This is a genomic window from Marisediminitalea oceani (assembly GCF_003731635.1).
Classification (GTDB): domain Bacteria; phylum Pseudomonadota; class Gammaproteobacteria; order Enterobacterales; family Alteromonadaceae; genus Alteromonas; species Alteromonas oceani.
Window position 1 is genome coordinate 276 of sequence record NZ_RCUA01000065.1, and the last position, 26,381, is coordinate 26,656.

General features: G+C 48.7%; 25 protein-coding genes. 14 read left to right on the forward strand and 11 right to left on the reverse strand.

The features are described 5' to 3' along the window. Nucleotides 1–371: 371 nt before the first annotated feature. The 4 genes from D9T21_RS16150 to zapD form a co-directional block, all read right to left on the reverse strand. Complete coding sequence (locus D9T21_RS16150) at nt 372–1,676, reverse strand: methyl-accepting chemotaxis protein (protein ID WP_123326001.1); 1,305 nt, start codon at nt 1,674–1,676, stop codon at nt 372–374. 204 nt (nt 1,677–1,880) lie between these two features. Beyond that, nucleotides 1,881–2,744 (reverse strand): aspartoacylase, encoded by an 864-nt coding sequence (locus D9T21_RS16155; protein WP_123326003.1) that lies wholly within the window; start codon nt 2,742–2,744, stop codon nt 1,881–1,883. 12 nt (nt 2,745–2,756) lie between these two features. After that, nucleotides 2,757–2,981, reverse strand: coding sequence for a DNA gyrase inhibitor YacG (gene yacG / locus D9T21_RS16160; RefSeq protein WP_105936693.1), 225 nt, complete (start codon nt 2,979–2,981; stop codon nt 2,757–2,759). A gap of 2 nt (nt 2,982–2,983) precedes the next feature. Then, complete coding sequence (gene zapD, locus D9T21_RS16165; protein WP_123326005.1) at nt 2,984–3,739, reverse strand: cell division protein ZapD; 756 nt, start codon at nt 3,737–3,739, stop codon at nt 2,984–2,986. 261 nt (nt 3,740–4,000) lie between these two features. Here zapD and D9T21_RS16170 point away from each other — a divergent pair, with 261 nt between their 5' ends. From D9T21_RS16170 to D9T21_RS16180, 3 genes are read left to right on the forward strand one after another with little or no spacing between them, the layout of a single operon-like run. Further along, complete coding sequence (locus tag D9T21_RS16170; protein ID WP_105936691.1) at nt 4,001–4,306, forward strand: DUF883 domain-containing protein; 306 nt, start codon at nt 4,001–4,003, stop codon at nt 4,304–4,306. Between the two features lie 13 nt (nt 4,307–4,319). After that, entirely contained in the window at nt 4,320–4,826 is a 507-nt protein-coding gene (locus D9T21_RS16175) for a hypothetical protein (protein WP_123326007.1), read from the forward strand. 1 nt (nt 4,827) lies between these two features. Further along, the gene (locus tag D9T21_RS16180; protein WP_123326009.1) at nt 4,828–5,094 is read left to right on the forward strand and encodes a hypothetical protein; all 267 of its coding nucleotides are present in this window, start codon (nt 4,828–4,830) and stop codon (nt 5,092–5,094) included. Nucleotides 5,095–5,115: 21 nt separating this feature from the next. On the opposite strand, the gene coaE is transcribed toward D9T21_RS16180, so the two are convergent. The 6 genes from coaE to D9T21_RS16210 all read right to left on the reverse strand — a co-directional run bounded on the left by coaE (nt 5,116) and on the right by D9T21_RS16210 (nt 10,015). Next, nucleotides 5,116–5,736 carry a dephospho-CoA kinase gene (gene coaE, locus D9T21_RS16185; protein ID WP_123326011.1) on the reverse strand — a complete coding sequence of 207 codons (621 nt, stop codon included), beginning with the start codon at nt 5,734–5,736 and terminating at the stop codon, nt 5,116–5,118. Between the two features lies 1 nt (nt 5,737). Next, nucleotides 5,738–6,616: a prepilin peptidase gene (locus tag D9T21_RS16190; RefSeq protein WP_123326013.1), complete on the reverse strand. Its 879-nt coding sequence runs from the start codon at nt 6,614–6,616 to the stop codon at nt 5,738–5,740. 55 nt (nt 6,617–6,671) lie between these two features. Further along, nucleotides 6,672–7,889 (reverse strand): type II secretion system F family protein, encoded by a 1,218-nt coding sequence (locus D9T21_RS16195; RefSeq protein WP_123326015.1) that lies wholly within the window; start codon nt 7,887–7,889, stop codon nt 6,672–6,674. 66 nt (nt 7,890–7,955) lie between these two features. Further along, nucleotides 7,956–8,390 carry a pilin gene (locus D9T21_RS16200; RefSeq protein ID WP_123326016.1) on the reverse strand — a complete coding sequence of 145 codons (435 nt, stop codon included), beginning with the start codon at nt 8,388–8,390 and terminating at the stop codon, nt 7,956–7,958. 231 nt (nt 8,391–8,621) lie between these two features. Continuing rightward, on the reverse strand, nt 8,622–9,485 hold the full coding sequence (nadC, locus tag D9T21_RS16205; protein ID WP_377907564.1) for a carboxylating nicotinate-nucleotide diphosphorylase: 864 nt from the start codon (nt 9,483–9,485) through the stop codon (nt 8,622–8,624). 11 nt (nt 9,486–9,496) lie between these two features. After that, nucleotides 9,497–10,015, reverse strand: coding sequence for a retropepsin-like aspartic protease family protein (locus D9T21_RS16210; protein WP_206427289.1), 519 nt, complete (start codon nt 10,013–10,015; stop codon nt 9,497–9,499). Nucleotides 10,016–10,090: 75 nt separating this feature from the next. On the opposite strand from D9T21_RS16210, the gene ampD reads away from it, so the two are divergent. The 11 genes from ampD to D9T21_RS16280 all read left to right on the forward strand — a co-directional run bounded on the left by ampD (nt 10,091) and on the right by D9T21_RS16280 (nt 24,191). Continuing rightward, on the forward strand, nt 10,091–10,645 hold the full coding sequence (ampD, locus tag D9T21_RS16215) for a 1,6-anhydro-N-acetylmuramyl-L-alanine amidase AmpD (protein ID WP_123326207.1): 555 nt from the start codon (nt 10,091–10,093) through the stop codon (nt 10,643–10,645). A 7-nt stretch (nt 10,646–10,652) separates the two neighbouring features. After that, nucleotides 10,653–11,513, forward strand: a complete 861-nt coding sequence (gene ampE / locus D9T21_RS16220; RefSeq protein WP_123326018.1) for a beta-lactamase regulator AmpE — start codon at nt 10,653–10,655, stop codon at nt 11,511–11,513. A 507-nt stretch (nt 11,514–12,020) separates the two neighbouring features. After that, nucleotides 12,021–12,773, forward strand: a complete 753-nt coding sequence (locus tag D9T21_RS16230; protein WP_123326023.1) for a GntR family transcriptional regulator — start codon at nt 12,021–12,023, stop codon at nt 12,771–12,773. Between the two features lie 178 nt (nt 12,774–12,951). Next, on the forward strand, nt 12,952–15,624 hold the full coding sequence (gene aceE, locus D9T21_RS16235) for a pyruvate dehydrogenase (acetyl-transferring), homodimeric type (protein ID WP_123326025.1): 2,673 nt from the start codon (nt 12,952–12,954) through the stop codon (nt 15,622–15,624). Between the two features lie 20 nt (nt 15,625–15,644). Beyond that, nucleotides 15,645–17,642 carry a pyruvate dehydrogenase complex dihydrolipoyllysine-residue acetyltransferase gene (gene aceF, locus D9T21_RS16240; RefSeq protein ID WP_123326027.1) on the forward strand — a complete coding sequence of 666 codons (1,998 nt, stop codon included), beginning with the start codon at nt 15,645–15,647 and terminating at the stop codon, nt 17,640–17,642. A 133-nt stretch (nt 17,643–17,775) separates the two neighbouring features. Continuing rightward, the gene (gene lpdA, locus D9T21_RS16245; RefSeq protein ID WP_105936681.1) at nt 17,776–19,194 is read left to right on the forward strand and encodes a dihydrolipoyl dehydrogenase; all 1,419 of its coding nucleotides are present in this window, start codon (nt 17,776–17,778) and stop codon (nt 19,192–19,194) included. A 1,340-nt stretch (nt 19,195–20,534) separates the two neighbouring features. Beyond that, on the forward strand, nt 20,535–21,245 hold the full coding sequence (locus D9T21_RS16260) for an SIMPL domain-containing protein (protein WP_123326032.1): 711 nt from the start codon (nt 20,535–20,537) through the stop codon (nt 21,243–21,245). Nucleotides 21,246–21,310: 65 nt separating this feature from the next. Next, nucleotides 21,311–21,592, forward strand: coding sequence for a DUF1289 domain-containing protein (locus tag D9T21_RS16265; RefSeq protein ID WP_123326034.1), 282 nt, complete (start codon nt 21,311–21,313; stop codon nt 21,590–21,592). Nucleotides 21,593–21,653: 61 nt separating this feature from the next. Next, nucleotides 21,654–22,472 (forward strand): HDOD domain-containing protein, encoded by an 819-nt coding sequence (locus tag D9T21_RS16270; protein ID WP_123326036.1) that lies wholly within the window; start codon nt 21,654–21,656, stop codon nt 22,470–22,472. A 42-nt stretch (nt 22,473–22,514) separates the two neighbouring features. Continuing rightward, nucleotides 22,515–23,327, forward strand: coding sequence for a DUF481 domain-containing protein (locus tag D9T21_RS16275; protein ID WP_241155736.1), 813 nt, complete (start codon nt 22,515–22,517; stop codon nt 23,325–23,327). A 126-nt stretch (nt 23,328–23,453) separates the two neighbouring features. Then, nucleotides 23,454–24,191 carry a DUF481 domain-containing protein gene (locus D9T21_RS16280; RefSeq protein ID WP_123326038.1) on the forward strand — a complete coding sequence of 246 codons (738 nt, stop codon included), beginning with the start codon at nt 23,454–23,456 and terminating at the stop codon, nt 24,189–24,191. Between the two features lie 863 nt (nt 24,192–25,054). On the opposite strand, the gene serA is transcribed toward D9T21_RS16280, so the two are convergent. Further along, nucleotides 25,055–26,284, reverse strand: a complete 1,230-nt coding sequence (gene serA, locus D9T21_RS16285; RefSeq protein WP_123326040.1) for a phosphoglycerate dehydrogenase — start codon at nt 26,282–26,284, stop codon at nt 25,055–25,057. Nucleotides 26,285–26,381 lie beyond the last annotated feature (97 nt).

Sequence of the window (26,381 nt, forward strand, 5' to 3'; positions counted from 1 at the left end):
TGGGCCGGGATGACAGATATATTTGGGCCGGGATGACAGATATATTTGGGCCGGGATGACAGATATATTTGGGCCGGGATGACAGATATATTTGGATCGGGATGACCGAATTAAAAAAGTCATCCCCGCATGCTTTTGAGCGGGGATCTCATGAAAAGGTTATTTGAGCTGGGGCAGACTGTTTGGGAGGTCCCGGCTCGTTGGCCGGGATGACAGATATATTTGGGACGGGGGCTTTGATATTTGGAGCGGAATGACGTTGCCAACAAATTTGTCATCTCGGAAGTTTCGCAGAAACTATCCGGGATCTCCCTGGGGTTCTATTGATGTGTAGACTGCATGACAGTAACTTAATGTGTAATGACGAGCGGTTATTTAAGCAGCGACGAAACTGACACCGAGACATTTACCGCGCCCTTATGGATTTCGTCCATTACCCCCTGCACCTGGGTGATCTGTTCGTTGGTTTGATCCACATTGAGGCGAACGTTTTTCATCTGCTCTGATGCATTACCTGACAGCTGTTTATTTTCACTGACCACCGATTCAATCTCCACTGTGGATTCACTGGTGCGGCTGGCGAGTTGGCGTACCTCGTCGGCTACAACGGCGAAACCGCGTCCCTGATCGCCGGCCCGGGCGGCTTCAATGGCGGCATTCAGGGCGAGCAGGTTGGTTTGCTCAGCAATCGAACGAATGGTAGAAACGATGGCACCAATACTTGTTGATTGTTCGATAAGCTTAGCCATTAAATCGTTGGCGGTATTCACCTGACTGCGGGCGGAGTCGGATGCTACTACTGATTTTTTGAGCATAACGTTGCCCTGTTCGGCTATTTGCGCGGTTTCTTCTGCCGTCGAGAAAGCCAGCTCTGCAGCTTTGGTGATTAGCTGCTTTTCTTCTACCTGAGCGGTCACGTCGGTAGCAAACTTAATCACTTTTATAACGTTGCCATCCGGCCCCAATATGGGGTTGTAAGTTGCTTCCAGCCAGATTGGATTACCCTGGGCGGTGCGCCGTTCAAACAAGCCGCTTTGGTGTTCACCGCTACCCAGTCGTTTCCAGAAGTCTTTATTCGCTTCTAAAAACTCCTGGGTACAGAACATGGCGTGATGTTTACCTTTGATCTGGTCCAGTGAATATCCCATGGCGCTAAGAAAGTTACGGTTGGCTTTGCGAACTTCGCCGGTTGGAGTGAACTCGATAACGGCGGTTGATTTATCCAGTGAGTCATTAACTGCCTTAAGTGACATCACTTCATCCATTCTGTCGGTTACATCACAGGCAATTTTGAGGATTGAACTTACACGGTTGTTGGCGTCAACAACGGGAATGTAAGTAGCCTCAAGCCAGATTGTCTCGCCGTTTGCCTTATTGCGTTCGAATGTGCCGGTTTGCGGTATCCCATCCTTGAGTTGTTGCCAGAATTTGGCGTAATCCTGACTTTTTGCATAGCTGGATGTACAAAACATCCGGTGATGCTGACCCTGAATCTGGTTTAATGAATAGCCCACGGCGTTACAGAATAGATCATTGGCGTCCAGTATCTCTCCGTTTGGCGTAAATTGAATAGTGGCTACAGAGTTCCTAATTGAGCGGATCAGGTACTGCGCGGTATCGGCCAGCGCTTTTATCTTACCGAGTTCTGCCTTATGGCGGGTAAGTGAAATAATCATCAGTCAGCCTCGTTACGAAGTTATCAGGTGATGCACTTCTGCTTTTGGCCGTGGAAGTACATTAGCAAAGCCTGTCATGTCTGAACGGGGGGCATTCAGCCATCTTTTGTTGATACTGCTTTAAGTATAGACTGAATTCGGAAATGTATAATAAATGTTAAATCAGGTCAGCGAGTAGAAGGCTGACCTGATTTTCGCAGAAGATTAAAGCTGCGCCTTAGTGGCGGTGGCGAAGGCAACGTGAAGTTTGTGGTAGGCCGCTTCGTTAATAAAATGAGGGTAAATGGTCTCGCCCTGCCAGGCTTGTGGCTCACCATCAAAAGACAAAAATACTGGCTCACCGGTGCTTACCGGAGCAAAGTCATTATCTTGTAAGGCAGGGTGGATCATGGCCAGTCTCTCACCGTCTTCGCTGCGCGGGAAGGTAATGTTTTCAATAAAACGAAACACGTCGCAGGGCGGCAGTTCCGGCACTGAATTGCTGTTATAAGCATTCACAAAGTCGAGAATTGCCAGGGCCATCCGCTCTGTTAGGTCGTATACATCTGCGCGCAACACGCCCTGAGGCTGTGCGCCTACTTCAATCATGATTCCGCGCTTACCAATGCTGCACAGATAAGCATGCTCTGATGGCGGCTTTTCGTCCTCTACCAGAATATTGGCTTCTGGCATCTGCTGTTTTACATAGCGGGCGAGCTGGGTATGAAACTCATCGGCTTGCAGAATGATTAAGGTAGCTCCCATGGCGCTGGTGGTGTTGTGGATGTCGATGAGCAGGTCGATGTCTGACTCGCCTTTCGGCCCCCATTGTTGATTAAGCGCATGGGCTAAACGGGCTTCCTGACACTGCGGCTGGCGCGCCAGCAGAGCAGGCGTAAACTGACGGTTAAGGTCTTCCTCAACAAAGCGTACATTGGCATCGATAGCTGCCATATTGGATAAATAACAGTCGATGTTCAGCCCCTTATAGGCTGCCGGTACGCCAAATTTCTGCCAGTTTCTCACCAGTTGAATACCACTGGTTTCGTTACCGTGGGTTCCGCCCACAATAGTGATGTTTGCGATCATTGGAGTTCGTCTCTAATGCTTAAAAAAGTCGCTGTGTTGTTCACTCAGCATGGCTTCAATATCTTCGGGATCCAGGTTGTTGATATCAGACTCCTGGGCCGGACTGGAGATGACTTTTTCTTCACCAGCCCACTCACCTAAATCAATCAACTGGCATTTTTTGCTGCAAAACGGGCGGTATTCACTGCTTGGTGACCATTCCACGTCTTGCTGACAGGTTGGGCATTTTACTTTCACAATTAACACGCTGCTAAATCAAATTGAACCGGTTTCTCGACCGCACCGGAGCGGCCTTCAGGTGGGTTATAGTACATAAAGCGGATGGCATAACGATACTTATTTCCGCTCAGTACAGGATAATATTCTTCGCTGGTGTCACAACGGATCCTAATCAGTTCGTTGCGATCGTCTGCTACACCCTGATAAAAGCCATTGGCAGCTTCCGTTGCACTAAAAGCGGTGCGCTCTCGTAAAAACGACAGGGCAATGCTGATTGCCTCTTCGGTGAGTGCGAAGCTCATGATCCACTGTTTTATATCTTCCTGGCGTGCAGCAATCGGACGATGACACCAATAATGTAAATTGGGTAAATCAAAACTGCAGGTACCGCCCGGGATGGCAAAGCGCTGACGAATACTGGCCAGAAATTTATCATCACGCAGTTCAGCGCTGATTTTTTTACTGACCTTGAGCTGGTCGCGCACGTTGATAATGGTTTTCAGGGTTTGTTGCAGGGCATCGTTATCGATGTTGGGCAGCTGCGACCAATGCACCAGGTTTTTCTCGTGGGCATCAAGGTCTTTAATGATATCGGTACGAATGTCGATACGTTCAAACAAGTCCAGTAAGGTAAACAGCTGCTCAAAGAAATACAGCGATAAGCCATTATCAAGGCCCGCGGCACCCAGTTTCAGTTGTCCCATTAACTGTTCGATACGCAGATAGTTACGAACTTTTTCTTTCAGCGGGAATTCGTAGACTGTTGTGTTTGACATTCGGTTCCTCGTCAATTATTCGCATTAGCGTACCAGCCCAGCCAGTAATTTACCAATGCATTCGCCAGCTATGGCGGTTATCTGGCCTTACAAACAGGAAGGAATTACATGACCGCTGCGCAGAATTTACCTACAAACACGTAAGTTTAGCGGGCGTTATTTTAATAATAGCCAAAAATCATAGGCTTAGCTTGATTTTTTAACCTGGAACAGCAGTTGCAGCAGTCAGGGGGAAGTACAATTAAATTTAAGGAGAGAATTATGGCTACATCAAAGTCTACCGCCAATGGTGCAGATACATCAGGTCATCCTATGACAGATAAACTGCAATCCACACTGCATGATTCGCTGGATACGATCGCAGAAAAAGCGGCAACCGCTGAACAAAGCTTACGTGAGTCGGCTTCAGAATCGGCGGATAATCTGGCTGCTCGTCGTCGCCTGATGAAGCAGAAATGGTTAGGTTCTTCAGTGCGTAATTACGCCGTAGAAAACCCTGTAGCGGCAGCGGGTATTACTTTCGCAGCCGGCATGCTGGTGGCCTCTTTGCTGAAAAAAAGCAAATAATCAGAGGTGATGGATGAATCAATCATCTGTTAACGAACCAGCAACGCCCCGTCCGGACAGTAACGTGCCCGACGGGGCGTCGCCGCATCAGGAGCAATCTGCTGAGCAGGCACCGCAGCCAGACATAACCCTGGATGAAGTAGTTGCCGCAGTGTCTGACCTTATTGAGGCAAAGAAACTTCAGTTCAGTGCGCAATGGGAAATGGTGGGAGCCGAGGCAAAACTGCTCAGGCAGTCTGTGCTGGTTACCGCGCTTGCAACCCTGGCAACGTTTGCCTTTGGTTGTGTTTGCTGGTTAATTCTTAATGCAGCTTCGGCTGTTTTACTGGCTAAAGCCGGATTACATGCCGCTGTAGTAGCAGGTATCTTGTTGTTGGTTAACGGGCTGTTGATGTTCATGGCCTGGCGTGTGGCGAAGGACGCGTTTAAACACATTTCCATCAATCCACTGGTCGCAGCCGTAAAAGGTGAGCCTCAAGAGGGCAGTGACAAAGCACAGCAAAGTAAACAGGAGAGTTAATATGGCCAATCTGTTTTTAAAACGTGCGATCGCGGAGCGCGACCAACGAGTTCACGAATACAAAGAAATTAAACTGCTGGGCAAATATTGTCAGGAAGATGCCATTGCTGCCTCCAAGCAACTGCTGGCAACGCCACTGGGGTTATTCGGAAGTTTTTCGGCCGGTGCGTTTAAGGGCTGGCACGATGACGATCCGCACAAGGCCCACCGACGACGTAAAGCGGTCTGGCGGTTTGCCAGAATGTGGATGCAACAAACTATGCTATAGCGCTTAAGTTATGACTGAGTGCTAACGGGTGAAGGTGCGGGCTATCCCAAGATATTGCTCATGTAACTGCTTAACCTGTGCGATGGTGTATTCTCTATCCCGACTGTTATCAATTACATCGTCAGCCTCTGCAAGGCGATCTTCCCGCGAAACCTGAGCCGCCATAATGCCTTTTATTGCCGCTTCGCTGCTGCCATCGCGTGAGAGCGCACGCTTCAATTGAACAGATTCCGGACAATCCACTACCGCAATGCGGTCGACCATCTTTTGCATACCGTTCTCAATGAGTAGTGGTACCGCGAGCACACCGTATTCAGAGCGGATGTTGCTGATCGCTTCGGCCATCGCCTCACGAATTCGCGGATGTAAACACTGATTCAGCCATTGTTTCCGCTCTTCGTTAGTAAACACTAACTCTCGCAAAGCTGCCCGGTTCAGCTCACCTTGTGCGGTTAAAATAGTGTCGCCAAAGTGGGCAGTGATGGCAGCAAGTCCAGGCGAACCTGGCGCCACAACATCCCGGGCTACAATATCTGCATCGACCACCTCAATACCCGAATTGGCAAAGGTATCGGTTACCAGTGTTTTACCCGAGCCGATACCGCCGGTAACACCAACCAGAAAAGGGCGTTTATCATTCATTCTAGTAACCTAGCGCCCAGCTCAGGTAGGCGGTTTTGATAGGTTCCTGATATAACAGGGTAAGCCAGCCGGCAATGGCAAGATAGGGACCAAAAGGAATTGCTAACTCTTTACCTTGCTTTTGCCGGATCATGATGATGATACCGAATATCGCACCAACAAAAGAAGACAATAAAATAATAATCAGCAAACCCTGCCAGCCGGTAAATGCACCCAGTGCAGCGAGCAACTTAAAGTCGCCGTAACCCATGCCTTCTTTTCCGGTAAGCAGTTTAAATGCCCAGTAAATACTCCATAAACTCAGATAGCCGATGGCCGCACCCAGAATAGCTTCGGTGGGCGACACAAAAATGTGATTGATACTGGCCAACAGACCAATCCACAGCAGGGGCAGGGTCAGTTGATCGGGGAGGATCATTTTATCCAGGTCGATAAAGGTCATGGCAACCAGTAACCAGGTTAATACGATTACGATTAAAGCCTGAGAGGACGGGCCGTAATGAAGTGCTGCCCAAAGAGAGAGAATGCCGGTCAGTAACTCCACCGCCGGATAGCGAAATGAGATGCCGGTTTTACACTGACTGCATTTGCCACCTAAAAATAAATAGCTGAGTACGGGAATATTTTCCCAGGCGCGAATGCGGTGGCCGCATTTTGGGCACGTGCTGTCAGGTTTAATTAAATCGAAGCGCTCGGTATCGGGGGCCGGCTCATCGGGATTGAAATAGCTCTGATATTCCCGCTGCCAGTCACGCTCCATCATAATAGGCAAGCGGTAGATAACCACATTTAAAAAGCTGCCCACCATCAGGCTGATAATGGCCGCCAGGGCATAAAAGAACCAGGGTGAGTGTAAACTAAGCTCAATGACAGATTGCATGCAGGGCGTAACCTATTATCAGAAAATGCAATTAAGAATAACAGCTTAGCTAACGTTAAACTACCATACCCATTTGGAAAATCGGCAGGTACATGGCAACAATCAGGCCACCGATAACCACGCCAAGTACTGCCATGATCATGGGTTCCAGCAAGCTGGTTAAACCGTCGACCATATCGTCCACTTCGTTTTCGTAAATCGTGGCGATTTTGCTGAGCATCTCATCTACTGCGCCGGACTCCTCACCAATGGCGATCATCTGCGTCACCATATCAGGGAAGACCGCAGTGCTGCGCATAGCGGCATTCATCTGAATACCCCCGGCGACTTCTTTACGGATAAATAAAATCGCGTCGCGATAAACCGCATTACCCGATGCCCCTGCGGCTGACTCTAAAGCACCGATTAAGGGAACACCGGCTGCAAAGGTGGTGGCGAGCGTTCTTGTAAAGCGCGCAATAGCGGCTTTACGCAAGATTTCGCCAATAACGGGAATTTTAAGGAGCTTGGCATCCAGGCTGTCACGGAAATCTTTTGATTTGTTGTGGTAGACCTTAAACAAATAAATAAAGACACCAATCCCCGCCAACAGGAATACGCCATAATCCTGAACAAATCGTGATATCCCCAGCACAAACATTGTAAACGCGGGCAGTGAAGCGCCAAAGCTGGAAAATATTTCTTCAAATTGTGGCACCACGAAGATCAACAATACTGCCGTTACGATAAAGGCAACAACCAGTACCGCAATCGGATAAAACATGGCTTTTTTAATTTTGGATTTAAGTGCCTCGGCTTTTTCTTTGTAAACCGCAATCCGGTCATAGATAGTTTCCAGTGCACCTGACTGCTCACCGGTTTCCACCAGATCGCAATATAAATCGTCAAAATATTTTGGATGCTTGCGCAGTGCATTCGACAGCGGCGTACCGGCTTTTACGTCGTCACCAATCTGAATGAGTACTTTACGCATTGAGGCTTTTGAATGACCCGCTGCCAGCATATCGATGGTTTGTATTAGGGTAACACCCGCTGCCAGCATAGTGGCCATCTGGCGGGTGATAACACAAATATCAGCAGGTGTTATTTTATCGCCGCCGCGACCGAATAAAGGTTTGGATAATTTTCTTACTTTTGTCGCCGATATGCCGCGGCGGCGAAGTAGATTTTTTGCTTCCTGAACAGATTTGGCACTGGTTTCACCTTTAATGGTTTGACCTTTAGCATTTTTGCCTTGCCAGGTGTAGGTGGTTAACGCTTGTTCTTTAGCCATCGCTATTTCTCACTGTTCAGAAAGCAAAAAGCCCAGTGAAAACTGGGCTTTGAGGATAATTCTTATTTAGCAGATTGACGCCGCGCCACAAGTACCGCCCTCAGTCCAGGTGATTTGGCCGTTGTTGAAAACACCTGTCAAGATGTAAGTTTCACCATTCAGACCGCCGGCAGTTACCGCAGTTGCAGTGATAGTACCAGCAGCTTCATCCCATACCAGAGAATCAACGTTGCCATACTGGTTAGCATTGGCTGCATTAATGGCTACCGGAACGCCGTTGTTGCCATGTGCACAAGAGGCCAGGGCGCCTTCAGTTTGAGCACAAATTTCAATAGCAGTTTTCAGAGATTGAGTTGCACCTACAACTTCTGAGAATTTCGCTTTGTTAGTGTAAGTCTGGTAAGCAGGTAATGCTACCGCTGCCAGAATACCGATGATGGCAACAACGATCATCAGTTCGATTAAGGTAAAGCCTTTGTTGTTCAGTTTGATATTTTTCATGGTCACATTCTCCGGGTCGCAAAACAATAAAATGTCAGCATTTAATAAAGTTAAGGTTGATACCTGAGGCGTCGTAACTCACGTCCCCGATACTTGATTCTCAGTATAGAACCATCTAAGCATCTGACAAGTATTAGGAATTATACTCTAGTGTTGGAAACTGCTACCTATTTGTACAATCCGGCATACGTAAAGATACCTAAGCCAGGGAATTCAGGCGGTTAGCCGATACTACAAATTTATGCGTAATGACAAATCAACCGCCTTGACATGCTTGGTAAGCGCTCCTGAAGAGATGTAATCCACGCCCAGCAAGGCCAGAGAAGATAATCTTTCAGAAGTAATATTGCCCGACACCTCCAGTTTACACCGTTTTTGCGTGAGGCTAACTGCGCGTTGGATCTGTTCGTTAGTAAAATTGTCCAGCATCACAATATCGGCACCGGCATCAATTGCCTGTTGCAATTCCTCCAGGCTTTCTACTTCCACTTCAACCGGTTTACCGGGCGCCTGTGTTTTGGCTGTACTGATTGCTTCGGCAATACCGCCACAGGCCATTATATGGTTTTCCTTTATAAGGAAGGCGTCGAATAAGCCAATGCGATGGTTTTTGCCGCCGCCGCAGGCTACCGCGTATTTTTGGGCCAGCCGTAAACCCGGGATGGTTTTGCGAGTATCAAGAATACGGGTGTCAGAACCTGCCAGCAAACTGGCATAAAAAGCCGTTTCTGAGGCAGTGCCCGAGAGCAGTTGCAAAAAGTTAAGAGCAGTACGCTCAGCCGTTAACAATGCTCTGGCTGGCCCTTTTAACGAAACCAGTACAGAGTCTGCTGATATTTTGTCACCATCTGCTACCTGCCAGCTTTGTTCGATGCTGCTATCTACCAGGCTAAATGCCAGTTGGGCCCAGGCCACACCACACACTACGCAATCTTCGCGGGTGATAATAGTGGCCGTAGCCTGATGGGCGGAAGGGATCAGATTGGCCGTGATATCGGCACTGGCTTCAGGCGTGCCGCCGAGGTCTTCGGCCAGCGCCTGGGTAACTTGTTGCTGAATGCTTTGTTGGGATGGCAATGATTGTTGACTCACAATAATACTTCTTTTTATAGGGTACGAAGAATAAGGGTTTCCCCTCGTTGGGTGAATTCTAACTGTTTTAGGGCGCTCATACCCAGCAAAATCTGTTCGCCTTGCATGCCAGGGTTAATATTCGCCCCGACATTTTGCAGGGTAATGCCGCCCAGCGTTAGGGTGGCAATTTCGGTAAGCGTAATCTTAACCCGGCCGTTTGCTGTGGAGGCCATACCGCTGCGCCCGCGTGGCAGGTTAAACTCATCAGCTAAATGGGCTGGAATGGACACACTGGTGGCACCGGTATCAACCAGAAAAACTGCTGGCTTGCCATTGATGCTACCACTGACCACATAATGCCCCTGACGATTTTGTTCCAGCCGAATCTCGATTTGCTCGCCTCGCATTATACTCACCGGCTTTTGATTAGGGTTTGTCTGCTGCTCAAGCAAATCACCAAATACCAGGGTCAGCAGGCCAAATAAACAGGCCCAGGCAAGAATAAGCATCCACTTGGCGGCTTTACTGGTGTCATTGCTTTGTTGGGTCATACCTTGCCTTTAGATTGTCAACCGGCGACTTCGCTGTCACACTATTCTAATGAATTACTTAAAAAATTCACTACTATGAGTGTTTCTTATCAATATAAAGACGCAGTAATAAAGGCATCGCCGTTTTTTGATGAGCGGCCAGACGAGAGTGCGGTGAGCGTATTGGTGATCCACAATATTTCGTTGCCGCCGGGGCAGTTTGGCACCAAAGGCATAGAGCAACTGTTTACCGGCACGCTGGACCCTGATGAGCATCCTTTTTATGCCGAAATCGCCCATTTGCGGGTATCGGCCCACTGCGTGATCCGCCGTGATGGTTCGGTGGAGCAATATGTGCCCTTTAACAAAAGAGCCTGGCATGCCGGGGTGTCCAGTTTCCAGGGCCGCGAAAAATGCAATGACTTTGCTATTGGTATCGAGCTTGAAGGTACCGATGAACTGCCTTATACCGAGGCTCAGTATGAATCGCTGGAAGCGGTGAGTGAGCAGATAATTTCGTTGTATCCGGCTATAACACTGGGCAGAATAGTGGGGCATAACGATATCGCCCCCGGGCGCAAAACCGATCCGGGCGTGGCATTTAACTGGGCTGGCTATCGCCAGGCACTTAGTCAACATATAAAAGGGTGAAACCACCATGGTGTTAATCAGTTTGCTATTGGTCTTGTCACTGGAAAGGGCAATTCGTAAGCAGCCGGTGTGGCATGTTGAAAATCATCTGGGCCAATACCTGCAATGGACACAGGGGCAGGACTGGATAGCCAAACAAAGCGTACCTATTCAACTGGTACTGCAAATAGCGCTGCCGGTACTGGTTACCTTTTTAGTGTGTCAGTGGTTATTTGGTGGATTTATCAGCTTTGTATTACAAAGCGTTATATTGTTCTTGTGCCTGGGCAGTGAGCCTTTGCGCAATACCTATCGTTCATTTCTACAGGCAGCTGAACGCGGCGATTTGGAAGCTTGTCATTTATACACGCGGGAACTGGGCCATTGTACTTCGCTTGAAGTCGCCGATGAGCCTACCCAACAGGGGAAAAGTTTTGGCCAGCATTTACTATGGTTAAACTATCAGCATTACGCAGCAGTGATTATCTTTTTTACCGTGTTTGGCGCTGCCGGTGTAATCGCATACGTGACCAGCAGGGAATGTTTCCGCCTGTGGTGTGAAAGTGACGATGAACGTAAAAAAGGGATGGCCACATGGATGCATATTCTGGACTGGCTCCCGGTACGTATTACCGCATTCGGATTGTTGTTGGTGGGCCACTTTTCCCGCGCACTACCGACATGGCTGAGTTACCTGACGCATCCTTCCATCGCCGGCGAAAAAGTCTTAACCGAAGTCGCGGCTCAAGCCGAAGATGTCGACTTTACTGAATCACAACAGGCGGATCCGGCCTGTGAACCTAAGGCCCTGGTGACGCTGGCGAAGCGCAATGTTATGCTGCTGTTGTCTGTTATTGCAGTGCTGACCTTACTTGGGCTGGTTAACTAGCGATCCTTATCTCATTAAAACAAGGGCTGCACTGGCAGCCCTTTTCTTTATCTATTCCTTTATAAATCTGATCGTTAACCGCAATCAGGCGGTACAAATACCCATTGTTGATGGTTTTTTTAACAATACGTGCGATTTTTCAGCATTACAGGTCAGAAGTAAGGTGAATCCAGCAGCCTTTTATCGCAGTTTTTAGGTGATTGGTAATAAAATGCTGCACTGCAAAACAATGGCTTACCATTTTGTAATTTGTCTAATCTGTAATTAAATTACCGAAAATTGCGATGTTTTGGGGCTGGTTAAACCAGTTTGGCCCGTAAAATTTTATGAATAATTTCAAAAGTTAAGTAGTTTGTTACAGAAACTTTATAAAACTTGGTCTATGTTTACTATTTACCTCCGTGATATTCTGCTCTACACTAATTAGATAGGTAAAATGGTAATACCAATTTTATTGTGAACGCATTCTCGTTTACATAGCAATGTTTCGGAGCCAGAACTCTTCATATGCAAACCGGCCGCAAAAAGCTTGCAGACGTTATCACCGAGCAACTCGAGTCTATGATCCTCGACGGTTCGCTATTGGCCGGTCAGCGCTTACCTCCGGAACGTGAACTGGCTGAACAATTTCAGGTCTCACGGCCATCGTTACGTGAAGCCATTGGTAATTTACAAGCCCGCGGGCTGGTAGAGCGTAAGCAGGGAGGCGGCACTTTTGTTAGCCGTCAGCTTAATTCAGCGATGACCGATCCGCTAATGGCCCTTATCAGTGGCCGGCCGGAAACCCAGTTTGATTTACTTGAATTCAGGCACGCCCTTGAAGGGATGTCGGCTTATTACGCAGCGTTGCGTGGCCAGCCTGAAGATTATGCGGCACTGCGTGAAGCACTGGATCAAATGCCTACGCCCAAACGCACTGAATGCAAACGCGAACAGGCCGAATGCCTGGGGCGCTTTTACGTCATCATGGCGCGCGCCTCACACAACATGGTGTTGCTCCATGTAATGAGCACCATGCAAACCATGCTGGTAGACAATATCGAGCGCAACTTTGAAATGCTGGCCTTGCATGCCAGTGACGAAGCGGTTGATAACATTGCCCAGCAGCGCAAAGAGATTGTTGAAGCCATTGCAAGCCGGGATCCGGAAGCGGCCCGTCAGGCCTGTAATGCGCACCTTGCCTACATCGAAAAAACGTTGTTGGCAATTAATCAGCGAGACAGTCGTGTGCAACGAGCGTTGCGCCGGTTGGAAATTTAAGAACACGTGTCGGCTTCGGCAGTATAACGAGGCAGTCAGGTAAGTATTACAAAGCGACATGGTGCGGCAGTATCGTTGCCATGTCAGACAATTTGTTAGGTATTTCATCCGCCATATGTGCCGACCAGCCATATAGAGTGTGGATGTATTTCTATATCAGTAACTATAGGATGGCACCATGAGTGATATGATGCACCAAGATGTTGACCCGCAGGAAACCCAGGAATGGCTGGAATCGTTAGAATCGGTTCTGGAGGAAGAAGGGGTAGAACGCGCGCACTTTTTGTTAGAGTCTCTTATTGAGAAAGCCCGCCGCAACGGTGCGCACTTGCCGTACGACGCTACCACTGCTTATATCAATACAATCCCGCCGGGGCAGGAACCCACCATGCCAGGCGACCAGACGATTGAAGGTAGCATTCGTAATGCACTGCGCTGGAACGCGTTGATGATGGTATTACGGGCGTCTAAAAAAGACCTTGAATTAGGTGGTCACATCTCAAGCTTTGCCTCTTCTGCCATGCTTTACGATGTAGGTTTTAACCACTTCTTTAAAGCGCCGAACGACAAAGACGGCGGCGACTTTATTATGTACCAGGGCCACGTTGCGCCGGGTATCTATTCACGAGCTTATATCGAAGGTCGTTTAACTGAAGACCAGTTAGACGGTTTCCGTCAGGAAGTAGACGGCAAAGGTCTGTCTTCTTATCCGCACCCTAAATTAATGCCTGAGTTCTGGCAGTTCCCAACAGTATCTATGGGTCTTGGCCCGATGCAGGCTATTTATCAGGCCCGTTTCCTGAAATACCTGACTAACCGTGGTTTAAAAGACTGTTCTGATCAGCGCGTATGGTGCTTCCTTGGTGACGGTGAAATTGATGAGCCGGAAAGCTTGGGTGCAATTGGTCTGGCATCTCGTGAAGGCCTGGACAACCTGACTTTCGTGGTTAACTGTAACCTGCAGCGTCTGGACGGTCCGGTACGTGGTAACGGCAAAATTATCCAGGAACTGGAAGGGACCTTCCGCGGCGCAGGCTGGGAAGTGATCAAGGTTATCTGGGGTCGCTACTGGGATCCACTGTTAGCCCGTGATACTACCGGTAAACTGCTGCAGTTAATGAACGAAACCGTAGACGGTGAGTACCAGAACTTCAAAGCGAAGGGCGGTGCTTACACCCGTGAACACTTCTTCGGCAAATATCCGGAACTGAAAGAAATGGTGTCCAATATGTCTGACGAAGACATCTGGCGCTTAAACCGTGGTGGTCACGATCCGGTAAAAGTTTACGCAGCGTACGATCGCGCAGTAAACACTAAAGGCCGCCCACAGGTTATCCTGGCTAAAACCGTTAAAGGTTATGGTATGGGGGCAGCCGGTGAAGGTAAAAACATTGCTCACCAGGTTAAGAAAATGGACATGGAAGCGATCAAACACTATCGCGACCGTTTCAACATTCCGGTTTCTGACGAAGCATTAGAAAAACTGCCATACTACAAGTTTGACGAAGACAGCACAGAGATGAAGTATCTGCGCGAGCGTCGTGAAGCCCTTAAAGGTTACATGCCGCGTCGTCTGGCTAAGTCTACTGAAGAACTGCCAGCACCAGCACTGAAAGCCTTTGAGGCAGTAACTAAAGGCTCTGGTGACCGTGAAATTTCCACCACCATGGCGTTTGTACGCGTACTGACTGCACTGCTTAAAGATAAGCAGATTGGTAAGCGCATAGTACCAATTATTCCGGATGAAGCCCGTACCTTTGGTATGGAAGGTCTGTTCCGTCAGGTAGGTATTTACTCAAGCCAGGGCCAGAAATACGAGCCGCAGGATTCTGATCAGGTAGCTTACTACCGTGAAGACCAGAAAGGTCAGGTACTGCAGGAAGGTATCAACGAGCTGGGCGCCATGGCGTCATGGTTATCAGCAGGTACCTCTTACAGCACTAACGATCTGCCAATGGTGCCGTTCTACATTTACTACTCTATGTTTGGTTTCCAGCGTGTGGGTGATTTAGCCTGGGCCGCTGGCGACAGCCAGACCCGTGGTTTCTTAGTAGGCGGTACAGCTGGTCGTACAACGCTTAACGGTGAAGGTCTGCAGCACCAGGATGGCCACAGCCATACCCAGGCGGCGCTTATTCCTAACTGTGTTAGCTACGATCCAACCTACGGCTATGAAGTGGCTGTGATTGTTCAGGATGGTCTGCGCAGAATGCTCGAAGAGCAGGAAGACGTGTTCTATTACCTCACCGTAATGAACGAAAACTACAAGCAGCCAGCTATGCCTAAGGGCGTTGAAGAAGGCATTATCAAAGGTATCTATAAGTTAGAGACCATTGGCCGCAGCAACGCGAAGAAGAAAGTTAAACTGCTTGGCTCTGGTACCATTTTAGAGCAGGTACGTACCGCGGCTAACAAGCTGCATGACGACTACGGCGTAGCGGTTGAAGTGTACTCAGTACCTTCTTTCAACGAGCTGGCTCGTGACGGTCAGGAGTGTGACCGCTTCAATATGTATCACCCGGATGCGGATCCCAAAGTGCCATATATCACTGAAGTCCTTAACGAAGGCTTTGACGGCCCGACTATTACCGCTACCGATTACATTAAGAACTACGGTGAGCAGATACGTGCTTATGTACCAGGCGCTTACCGCGTACTGGGTACTGATGGTTTTGGTCGTTCGGACAGCCGCGCGAACTTACGTCGCCACTTTGAGGTGGATGCGGAGTACGTGACTTTTGCAGCGCTTTATGAGCTGTATAAGCAAGGCGAACTGGATGGCAAAACACTCAATAAAGCCATGCAGGATCTGGGTATTGACCCGGACAAAATTAACCCGCTGTTCGCATAAGCTCAGGGAGACTGCAAACGATGTCAGACATTAAAGACGTATTAGTACCGGATTTAGGTGAAGATGAAGTTGAAGTCATTGAACTGTGCGTATCGCCAGGCGATTCGGTTGAAGCCGAAGACGCCCTGGTAACAGTTGAAAGTGACAAAGCCAGCATGGACGTACCAGCACCTTTTGCCGGTACGCTCAAAGAGCTGTGCGTAAAAGTGGGTGATAAAATCAGCCACAACGACTTACTGGCCAAGCTGGAAGTTGCTGGCGGCGATGCCGCAGAAGCTCCGGCTCAGGAAGAAAAAACGGAAGAAGCCCCAGCTGCTAAAGAAGAATCTGCGCCAGCAGCCGAACAAAAGCAAGCTGCCGAGCAAAGCAGTGGCGGTAGCGAAACTATTGAAGTAACGGTACCGGATATTGGTGACTCTGCTGACGTAGACGTTATCGAAATTCTGGTCAGCGCAGGCGACACCGTAGAAGCCGAAGATGGCCTGATCACCCTTGAAACCGACAAGGCAACCATGGATGTACCAAGCCCACAGGCTGGTAAAGTGGTTGAGGTGAAGGTAAAAGAGGGCGATAAGGTAAGCGAAGGTTCTCTGGTATTATTGCTTGAGGTTGCCGGTTCTGGAAGCTCAGACAGTGCCCCGGCTGAAAAAGCGGAATCTGCGCCTGCTACCGAATCTGCACCTGAAGCGGCTGCTGAAGAGCCGGCAGGTGAAGAAGAAATTGAAGTCACCGTACCAGACATTGGCGATGCATCAGACGTTGATGTTATCGAAATCCTGGTAGCCGAAGGCGATACCGTAGCGGTTGAAGACGGTCTTATCACTCTTGAGACCGATAAAGCTACTATGGATGTACCGTCGCCGAAAGAAGGTGTGGTCACCAGGTTACTGGTTAAATCCGGTGATAAGGTGTCGAAAGGCGACAAGGTATGTATGCTGAAAGTGGCAGGTAGCGCCAAACCAGCGCCTGCTAAGTCAGAAAGTGCTGCGTCTGCGCCTAAAGCGGATAGCGCACCAGCTGCCAGCAAGCCTGCAGAACCGAAAAAAGCCCCTGTGCCGCATCATCCTTCGGCCGGTACCAAGCCAAAAACAGGTAAAGTGCACGCCTCACCATCGGTGCGTCGTCTTGCCCGTGAGTTTGGTGTGGATTTATCAGAAGTACCAGGCAGTGGTCCTAAGAACCGTATTCTTAAAGAAGACGTTCAGGCCTATGTGAAAGAAGAGCTGTCTCGTCCGCGTACCACAGCACCAGCTGCTGGTGGTAACGGTGGTGGCCTGCAGGTACTGGCACAGCCAAAAGTTGATTTTGCTAAGTTTGGTGAAATTGAAGAGAAGCCGCTGACCCGTATCCAGAAGATTTCCGGCCCGAACCTGCACCGTAACTGGGTAACTATCCCACACGTAACGCAGTTTGAAGAAGCGGATATCACCGATCTGGAAGCGTTTCGTAAAGAGCAGAATGCCATTGCTGAAAAGCGCAAGCTGGGCGTAAAAATCACTCCGCTGGTGTTTATGATGAAAGCGGCGGCCGATGCATTACGTGCGTACCCTATCTTTAATACCTCACTGGGTGAGTCAGGTGAAACCCTGATCCAGAAGAAATACATCCACATCGGTATTGCCGTGGATACGCCGGGAGGCCTGGTAGTACCGGTGGTGCGTGATGTTGATAAGAAAGGCATTTACGAGCTATCCGAAGAGCTGATGGAAATCAGTAAGAAAGCCCGTGACGGTAAGCTTAAAGCTGCCGACATGCAGGGCAGCTGCTTCACCATCTCAAGCTTAGGTGGTATTGGTGGTACTGCGTTTACGCCAATTGTAAACGCACCGGATGTCGCTATCCTTGGGGTATCGAAATCTGACATCAAGCCGAAGTGGAATGGTAAAGAGTTTGAACCTCGCCTGACCGTACCTTTATCGTTGTCATACGACCATCGTGTTATTGACGGCGCGGTCGCAGCAAGGTTTGCTGTACACTTGAAGTCAGTACTGGAAGATTTACGCCAGTTAATTCTGTAAATCATTGTTCGCCCTGCCTCGTGCAGGGCGAATCGTAATCTGAATTAGAGAGTTTACCTTTACTGCTGTGACGCAGCTAGTTACAATTCAGACACTTACATTCGTATAGAAACAGGACAGATTTGAGGTCACGATGAGCGAAATTAAAACGCAGTTAGTGGTACTAGGCGCCGGCCCCGGCGGCTATTCAGCAGCCTTCCGCGCAGCTGATATGGGGATTGAAACAGTTCTGGTTGACGCCAGAGAAACCCTTGGTGGTGTATGCTTGAACGTAGGATGTATTCCTTCCAAAGCCCTGCTGCACGTTGCTAAAGTGATGAAAGAAGCCAAGCACCTGGCCAGCCACGGTGTCTCATTCGGCGAACCTGAAATCGATCTGGATAAAATCCGCGCATACAAAGACGGCGTAGTTGGCCAGCTGACCAAAGGTCTGGCAGGTATGTCTAAAATGCGTAAAGTTAAGCACGTTCAGGGCTACGGTAAATTTACCGGTGCAAACACCCTGGAAGTGGAAGGCAAAGACGGTAAAACCACCATCTCCTTCGAAAACGCCATTATCGCCGCAGGTTCTGAGCCGGTATCTCTGCCGTTCATTCCTGAAGACGACCGCGTAATCGACTCAACCGGCGCGCTGGAAATGAAAGACATTCCGGAAAAAATGCTGGTACTGGGCGGTGGTATCATCGGCCTGGAAATGGGGACGGTATACGAAGCACTGGGCTCAAACATTGACGTGGTAGAGTTCCTCGACCAGTTAATCCCGGCTGCCGATAAAGACATCATGAAGGTCTTCATGAAGACCTATAAAGAAAAATTCAACATCATGCTGGAAACTAAGGTGACCGGCGTTGAAGCCAAAGACGATGGCCTGTACGTAAGCTTTGAAGGTAAAAACGCACCGGCTGAGCCAGTACGTTACGACAAGGTACTGGTAGCGGTTGGCCGTAAGCCAAACGGTGGTCTGGTTGCTGCAGATAAAGCAGGCGTTAAAGTTGACGAGCGCGGCTTTATCTCAGTTGATAAGCAAATGAAAACCAACGTTGGCCACATCTACGCGATTGGCGACCTGGTTGGTCAGCCTATGTTGGCCCACAAAGCGGTTCACGAAGGCCATGTGGCTGCTGAGAACATCGCTGGTAAGAAGCACTTCTTCGACCCACGTTGCATTCCTTCAGTAGCGTACACTGAGCCAGAAGTGGCTTGGGTTGGTTTAACCGAGAAAGAAGCGAAAGAGCAGGGCGTAAGCTACGAAACAGCCACCTTCCCATGGGCTGCTTCGGGTCGTGCGATTGCCTCTGATGCAACTGACGGTATGACCAAAATGATTTTCGACAAAGACTCTGGCCGTGTAATCGGTGGTGCCATGATTGGTACTAACGCCGGTGAGATGCTGGGCGAAATCGGCTTAGCCATCGAAATGGGCGCCGATGCCGAAGACGTAGCGCTGACTATTCACGCTCACCCAACGCTGAATGAGTCAATCGGTCTGGCGTCTGAAATCTTCGAAGGTAGCATCACTGATCTGCCAAACCCTAAGGCTAAAAAACGCTAAAGCGAAGAAACGCCTTTGCGTTTCTTCGTCCCGGTTTCGCAAGGCGAAGACCGGGACCTCCTAAAAAGGTTGTCTCACTGTAGACAACCTTTTTTGTTTGTTCGATTAAAAAAATATCTGACATCCCCGTCATATCCGCAATGCGCTCGGCGGGGCTCTCCTCAAGAGCTTGACTTATCAGAAACAACCTTGTCAGATAAAGCCGAATAATCCACATCTTGTCGGGTCGCCGACTGCGACCAGAGGGTGTCATTCCACACCCTCTGGACTCCCGGAAGTTCTATATTGCGAAAAAACCTATTGAGAAACAAAAAGGGCAATCCTAACGAGCAGAGCGGGCGTCGTGCCCGCGCTGCCCTGGCTCGTCGTCCGTGACGAGCCTACGGATTACCTGAAACTTTTTGTTTATCAATAGTTCGCAATAACCGAACGGGTGAAAAACGGCCAAATCGACAGCGGTGTTAAACCTGAACCTTACAAGGAGAGCCCGGACGTTTGTTTCGCAAATTTCTGGATCACAGGATGACTGCATTGATGAGGGAAGCTTAGGAGTAACAAACATCCCTGTGAGTCATTCCAGCCACGCCATCCATGGCGTGTCGTTCCTCATACTGCGGAATGCCACTGGCATTCCGGTTATTCGTCACCCCCGCATGCTTTTGAGCGGGGAGCTCCTGAACGAACTGTCTCAACTAATCGAGATAGATAATTTGCTATGAAGACTACACACTTTGTCGGGGTGCCGACTGCACCCAGAGGGGAGGTGGCTCCCCTCTGGACTCCCCCAGTTCTTATATCGCGAAAAGCATATTTTAGCCGGGCAGGTAAAGCCTATCGTCCAGAGAGGGCGTCCTGCCCTCGCTGGCCGGAGCCATCATCCATGATGCCTCTACGCTTTTACTTTATCTGCCCTGCTAAAATATCTCGCGATAACAAGAACCAATAAAAAGCAAAAGCAGCTGTTTCCACACCTATGGACTTTTAGTTAGTTATGTCATTAGCCCGATACCATTCAAGGAGGTACCGGATAGCCGCAAGCGGCTTCTGGCATGACAGAGTGGGGGGGCTCCAAAATAATCGTCACAGGGCTAAATTAAACCCGTCATCCCCGCAAGCTTTTGAGCGGGGATCTCCCAAGTAGCCTGTCTCACGCTAACAGTATTTTTCGATTGTTGTTTTAACAGCAAAATGCCATGCAAGGAGATACCGGAAAGCCGCAAGCGGCTTCCGGCATGACAGGATGTGGATATATCCCTGTTTTATCGCTGGAACGACCTGATTTTGCCATAATGTCTTTTTATAGTGAGTGGCGTAATCAATCATAAACAAAAGGACATAACATGGATAAAGGTGCTGCCGGAATATTGGCTCTGGGTATCTTCTTTGGTGCAGCAGCACTTGGAGGCCTGGGCGGGAATGCGTTAATCGAAGCTAAGCAGTGGGAGCGTTCGGTTGTGGTAAAAGGCTTGTCAGAGCGCGAGTATGTGGCCGATAAAGTGATTTGGCCACTTCAGTTCGTAGAAGCCGGTAATGACCTAACGTCGTTGTACAACACTATGTCGGCTAATAGCGAGAAGGTAAAAGCTTACCTTATACTACAGGGCATAGAGCCTGAGGAGATTACTGTAGGGCTACCTGAAGTAACTGACAAGCTGGCCCAGCGGTACGGCAGCAATAATGGCGTAAAGTTTCGTTACAGCGGCACGCAAACCGTTACCGTATATTCTGCTGATGTGATGAAAGTACGCAGTGTGCAGCAAAACTTATCTGATTTGCTCGGGCAGGGCGTGGCATTGAGTACCGAGAACTATAATGCCCGCACGGAGTTCATTTTTACCCGCTTAAATGAAGTGAAACCGGAAATGATAGAGGAAGCAACTATCAACGCCCGGGAAGTGGCAGAGAAGTTTGCCGATGATTCCAACAGTCAACTGGGTAAGATCAAACGGGCGAATCAGGGGCAGTTTTCAATTTTTGAAAGAGATAGCCAGCACCCTCACATTAAACAGGTGCGCGTGGTCTCTACCATTGAATATACACTAACTGATTAAAAACTATACTTTACGCCACCGAAGGCGTGCTAAGCTAATAATATTGATTATTAAATTCTGTAACCATGGCAGACGACAAGCAGCCAGCTCAGCTTGAGTTTTTTACTATTCCAAGTCCGTGTATTGGCGTTTGTCAAAGCGGTCCTAAAGGGTATTGCCAGGGCTGTTTTCGCTCCCGCGAAGAGCGGCTGTACTGGTTACAGATCGATGACGGCACGCGACGCGTAATACTCGACGCCTGTAAGCGGCGTAAGCGCTATTATCAACGCCGTAAGTCACAATCCAGTAACCAACCTGATACACAGCCGTCGCAACAGGATTTGTTTGATGATGAGCCGGACAAATAGCGCAGCGAGATTTTAACGCGCTGATATACTTAAATTATGATCGAGGAAAGGTCACGGGGTAATGAATCAATATATTGAATACGCAACGCAATCCTTTACGTTACCGGACATCTGTTTACGGTTACGAAATGTGCTGGACGATCCGCGCTCAGATATGGACGACATCGCCGCGCTTATCAGCATCGATCCTTCGCTTACTGCCAAATTACTTCGTCTGGCTAACAGTGCGCTCTTCCGCTTCCCATCGCAAATAGAATCCATCACTAAAGCGGTTAGTGTTATTGGTGGTGAGGCGCTGTATAACCTGGTGCTGGCCGAAACCGCGAATATCGCCTTTAAGCATTTTGACAACCAGTGCCTGATTGTTGATAAACACTGGGAGCAATCGGTATTCACCGGCATGCTGGCAAAATACCTCGCCAAAGACATGAATGTGCGTGGCAGCGATCGTTTTTTTGTTATGGGGATTTTGCAGAACCTGAGTGAACTGGTAATTGCAAAGTGTGAACCTGAGAAATATCAACAGTATGCGAAAGATGATTCACCGGGTACGCCCTGGGATCGTCAGGTTGCTCACTTCGGATTTTTATTTACTGAATGCAGTGGTTCAATTATGGAACAGTGGAAGCTGCCTATGCCGTTGTTTTATCCGGTTAAATTTGCCCACAATCGGGTTAAATTGGCTAGCGACTTAGACGTGTCTTTGTTAACCTGTGCTATACGGCTGTCAACGGCTCATTATCAGCGGGAACGGTATCCGGAGCTGGATATTATATCACCCGACATGGTGCGGTTGTTGCCGCTAGACGACGAAGTGTTACAAAACGCCAAACTGTTTGCCCAAAAAGAAACTAACAAGGTAGCAGTGTCAGTTTTGTAAACGCTCCTTAGGCAATAAAAACAAAACATAAAAACTGCTTCCATGTTACACCAATTTTTAATGAAGGCGGCGCCACTTGTTCTGGCGCTGTTTTGTATGTCGGCATCCGGCGCTGATAAAGATCTGATCAGTACGTTGTATCATGCCGACTTCGTCGAGTACGACGAAGATCAAAAGGATAAGTTTACGCTCGACGGTGAACTTGGGGTGATATTTGCCTCGGGCAATACCAACGCGACCTCAATTAAGAGCAGTCTTAAATCCGAGCACGAAACCAAACGCTTCTCGAATAACTATTGGGTAGAGTTTCTGTATAAAGAAACCGAAGTAACCGTGAATGATAGCGTGGTCGACCAAACCACCGCCCAGCGCTTGTATACCTACGCACAATCCGACTACAAACTGGCACAGGAAAACCGTCGGTTGTTCGTTTATGGCGATTACGAAGATGATCGTTTTAATGGTTACGACTACCGTTCATCCATCGCAGCCGGTTGGTCACAACTAATGTGGCAGAATGAAATCAGCGACTTTCGCTACAGTGTGGGGCCGGGTTATGCCTTTGCTAAATTCGATAACGGTGAGCGGGCCGATCAGGTTGATGGGTTAATTGTCCGAGCGTCGGCAGAATATCACTACATCTGGCCTACCGGGGCTAAACTTCGTCAGTTTGTCTCTATGGAAGCGGGTGATGAAAACATCAAGTCACGTACCGAAACATCGTTAAGCGCTAATTTATTCGAATCACTGGCGCTAAAATTCTCATTCATCATGCAACATAACACCAGCCCGGTGAATAATGCGCAGTCATTAAACACCGAAACGGCCGTGACTATTGTCTATCGTTTTTTCTGAATTTAGTCCTCGTGATGAATTGATTTTGCTCTGAGATGCTTTAACATAGCGGTTTCTAGCCATTGAGCGAGTCTTCTCCCCTCAGACTTGGCGAACAGGATTTGAATTGATTTAGGAACCCCCCGCATGAAAAAACTACTACTTGCCATCGCCGGTACCTGCGTTGCTGCCAGCGCTATTGCTCAGGATGAACCAAAGCCATTTACAATGGATGGTGAGTTCGGTCTGATAGTTACCACTGGTAACACCGAAACCACTTCTGCCACAGCCGGTATTACCGCTCAGCAAGAGCTTGAAAACTGGAGTAACGATTATCAAATCGAAGGCCTCTATAAAGAGGAAACGGTTATTCAGGATGGTGAAGAAGTAGAAAGAACATCGGCACAGAAATTCTTCGCCTCGGCACAGGGTAACTACAAGTTAGAAAATCCCGATCACCGTTTATTTGCGTTCTCCTCGTATGAAGATGACCGTTTCAGTAACTTCGCCTATCAGGCAACACTGGCCGGCGGTTGGTCACAAAAGATGTGGAAAACGGAAAAGACTGCTTTTGAATACAGTGTCGGTCCGGGTTACTCGTGGGCTGAGACGCAAGCAGGTGTAGACAATGACAGCTTCATTGTTCGTGGCTCTGCAGCGTTTAAATGGTTTATCTCTGATACGGCGAAATTTACTCAAACAGCGAGTACTGAGGTGGGTTCTGAAAACACCAAATCACGCGCTGAGTCTGCATTAACTGCGACTATCAGTGGTTCTTTATCAATGAAGGTCTCTTTACGTCTGGACCACAACAGCAATGTTGCGGAAGGCGTTGAAAAACTGGATACCGAAACTGCGGTTACCCTGGTTTACAACTTCTTTTAAGCATAGGGCTCATTCGACTCTACCGTTGAGTTTAATTGCAAAGGCTGTTTTAAAGACAGCCTTTGTTGTTTGTGTAAGAAAGGGTATCAATACGCGGCTAAAAATTTCGGTCATCCCTGCATGCACCTCCTATGTCATCTTCGCATTCACCTCCTATGTCATCTTCGCATTCACCTCCTTCGTCATCCCCGCATGCTTTTGAGCGGGGATCTCCTGAGCAGGTTGACTCATCCGATACATCCTTATAAAAAGCTAAGGTTATATCCACATTTTGTCGGGTCGCCGACGACGACCAGGGGTGGCAGTGAGGCCACCCCTTAGGCTCTTCATAACAGCGTCGCTCAGTTCTAAATTGCGAAAAAGCCTATTGAGAAACAAAAAGGGCAAACCTAACGAGCAGAGCGGACGTCCTGCCCGCGCTGCCCCTGGCTCGTCGTCCGTGACAAGCCTACGGATTACCTGAAGCTTTTTGTTTATCAATAGTTCGCAATAACCGAACAGGTTAAGAGCGGTCGAATTGACTGCGGTGATAAACTTGAGCTTTATAGGGAGATCCCGGATATTTGCTGCACAAATTCCGGGAAGACGGAATTATTGTGGCTGTTTTAATTCATGTTAAACAACCTTGTAAGCCCTTTTAGCTATGCTAAAAACTCCCGTCATCCGCGCATGTTGCAACGACCGTCATCCCCGCATGCACTTCCTTCGTCATCCCCGCATGCACTTCCTTCGTCATCCCCGCATGCGTTTGAGCGGGGATCTCCTGAGCGGTACGACAGTCGGTTTTGGTGCTGTTGCATTACCCATAAAAAAGGCTGTCTTATGAAGACAGCCTTTTGGATAAGCTATTTGGTTAAGTCTGATTAGTGCAGTACGCGGGTTTTGATAGTACCGTTGATTTGCATTAATTCAGACAGAGCGTCTTCGGCTTTGTCGGCTTCCACGTCGATAACCACGTAACCAATGTCGGCGTTGGTTTGCAGGTACTGGGCTTCAATGTTGATGCCTTTGGCTGCAAATGCCTGGTTGATTTGGGTTAACACGCCAGGGCGGTTTTCGTGGATATGCAGCAAGCGAGAGCGCTTCACGTTTTCTGGCAGCGATACTTCCGGGAAGTTAACCGCAGACAGAGTAGAGCCGTTATCGCTGTACTTAGCCAGTTTGCCAGCTACTTCGATGCCGATGTTTTGCTGTGCTTCCTGGGTGCTGCCGCCCACGTGTGGAGTAAGGATAACATTGTCGAACTGACGCAGTGGTGATTCAAATTCTTCATTGTTCGACTTAGGCTCAACAGGGAATACGTCGATAGCAGCACCACCGATGTGACCAGACGCCAGCGCTTCAGTTAACGCATCGATGTCGACCACGGTACCGCGTGAGGCGTTAATTAAAATACCGCCTTTTTTCATTTTAGCCAGTTGAGCCTGACCAATCATGTCTTTGGTTTCCGGCGTTTCCGGTACGTGCAGAGAAACTACGTCTGACATAGCGAGCAGGTCATCCATTGATTTGACCTGTTCTGAATTACCCAGTACCAGTTTGTCTTCAATATCGAAGAAGCGCACGCGCATGCCCAGGTGCTCAGCCAGAATAGACAGCTGGGTACCAATGTGGCCATAACCGATGATACCGAGTGTTTTACCACGGGCTTCATAAGAGCCTTCTGCACTCTTGTCCCAGCCGCCACGATGCGCCTGAGCGTTCTTCTGAGGTACCCGACGCAGCAACAGGATCAGCTGACCCAGCACCAGCTCTGCTACCGAGCGGGTGTTCGAGAACGGTGCGTTAAATACCGGAATACCGCGGGCCTGGGTAGCTTTCAGGTCTACCTGGTTAGTACCGATACAAAAGCAGCCTACCGCTACCAGTTTGCTGGCCGCTTCAACCACAGCTTCGGTAATATGAGTACGAGAGCGAATTCCCACAAAATGAACGTCTTTCATCTTTTCGATGAGTTCATCTTCCGGTAACGAGGTTTTTAAATACTCGATGTTGGTATAACCATTCGACTGCAGGGTTTCCAGGGCACTTTTGTGCACACCTTCCAGCAGCAAGATCTTAATTTTATCTTTTGATAGTGAAAATTTGCTCATTACATCGCTCTCAGTCAGGGAATTTTTGAGACATCTGGACGTCTATACGGGTAAAGTACCACAAACTCCCGGGTAGAACAAAGCGCTTTGTTGCATC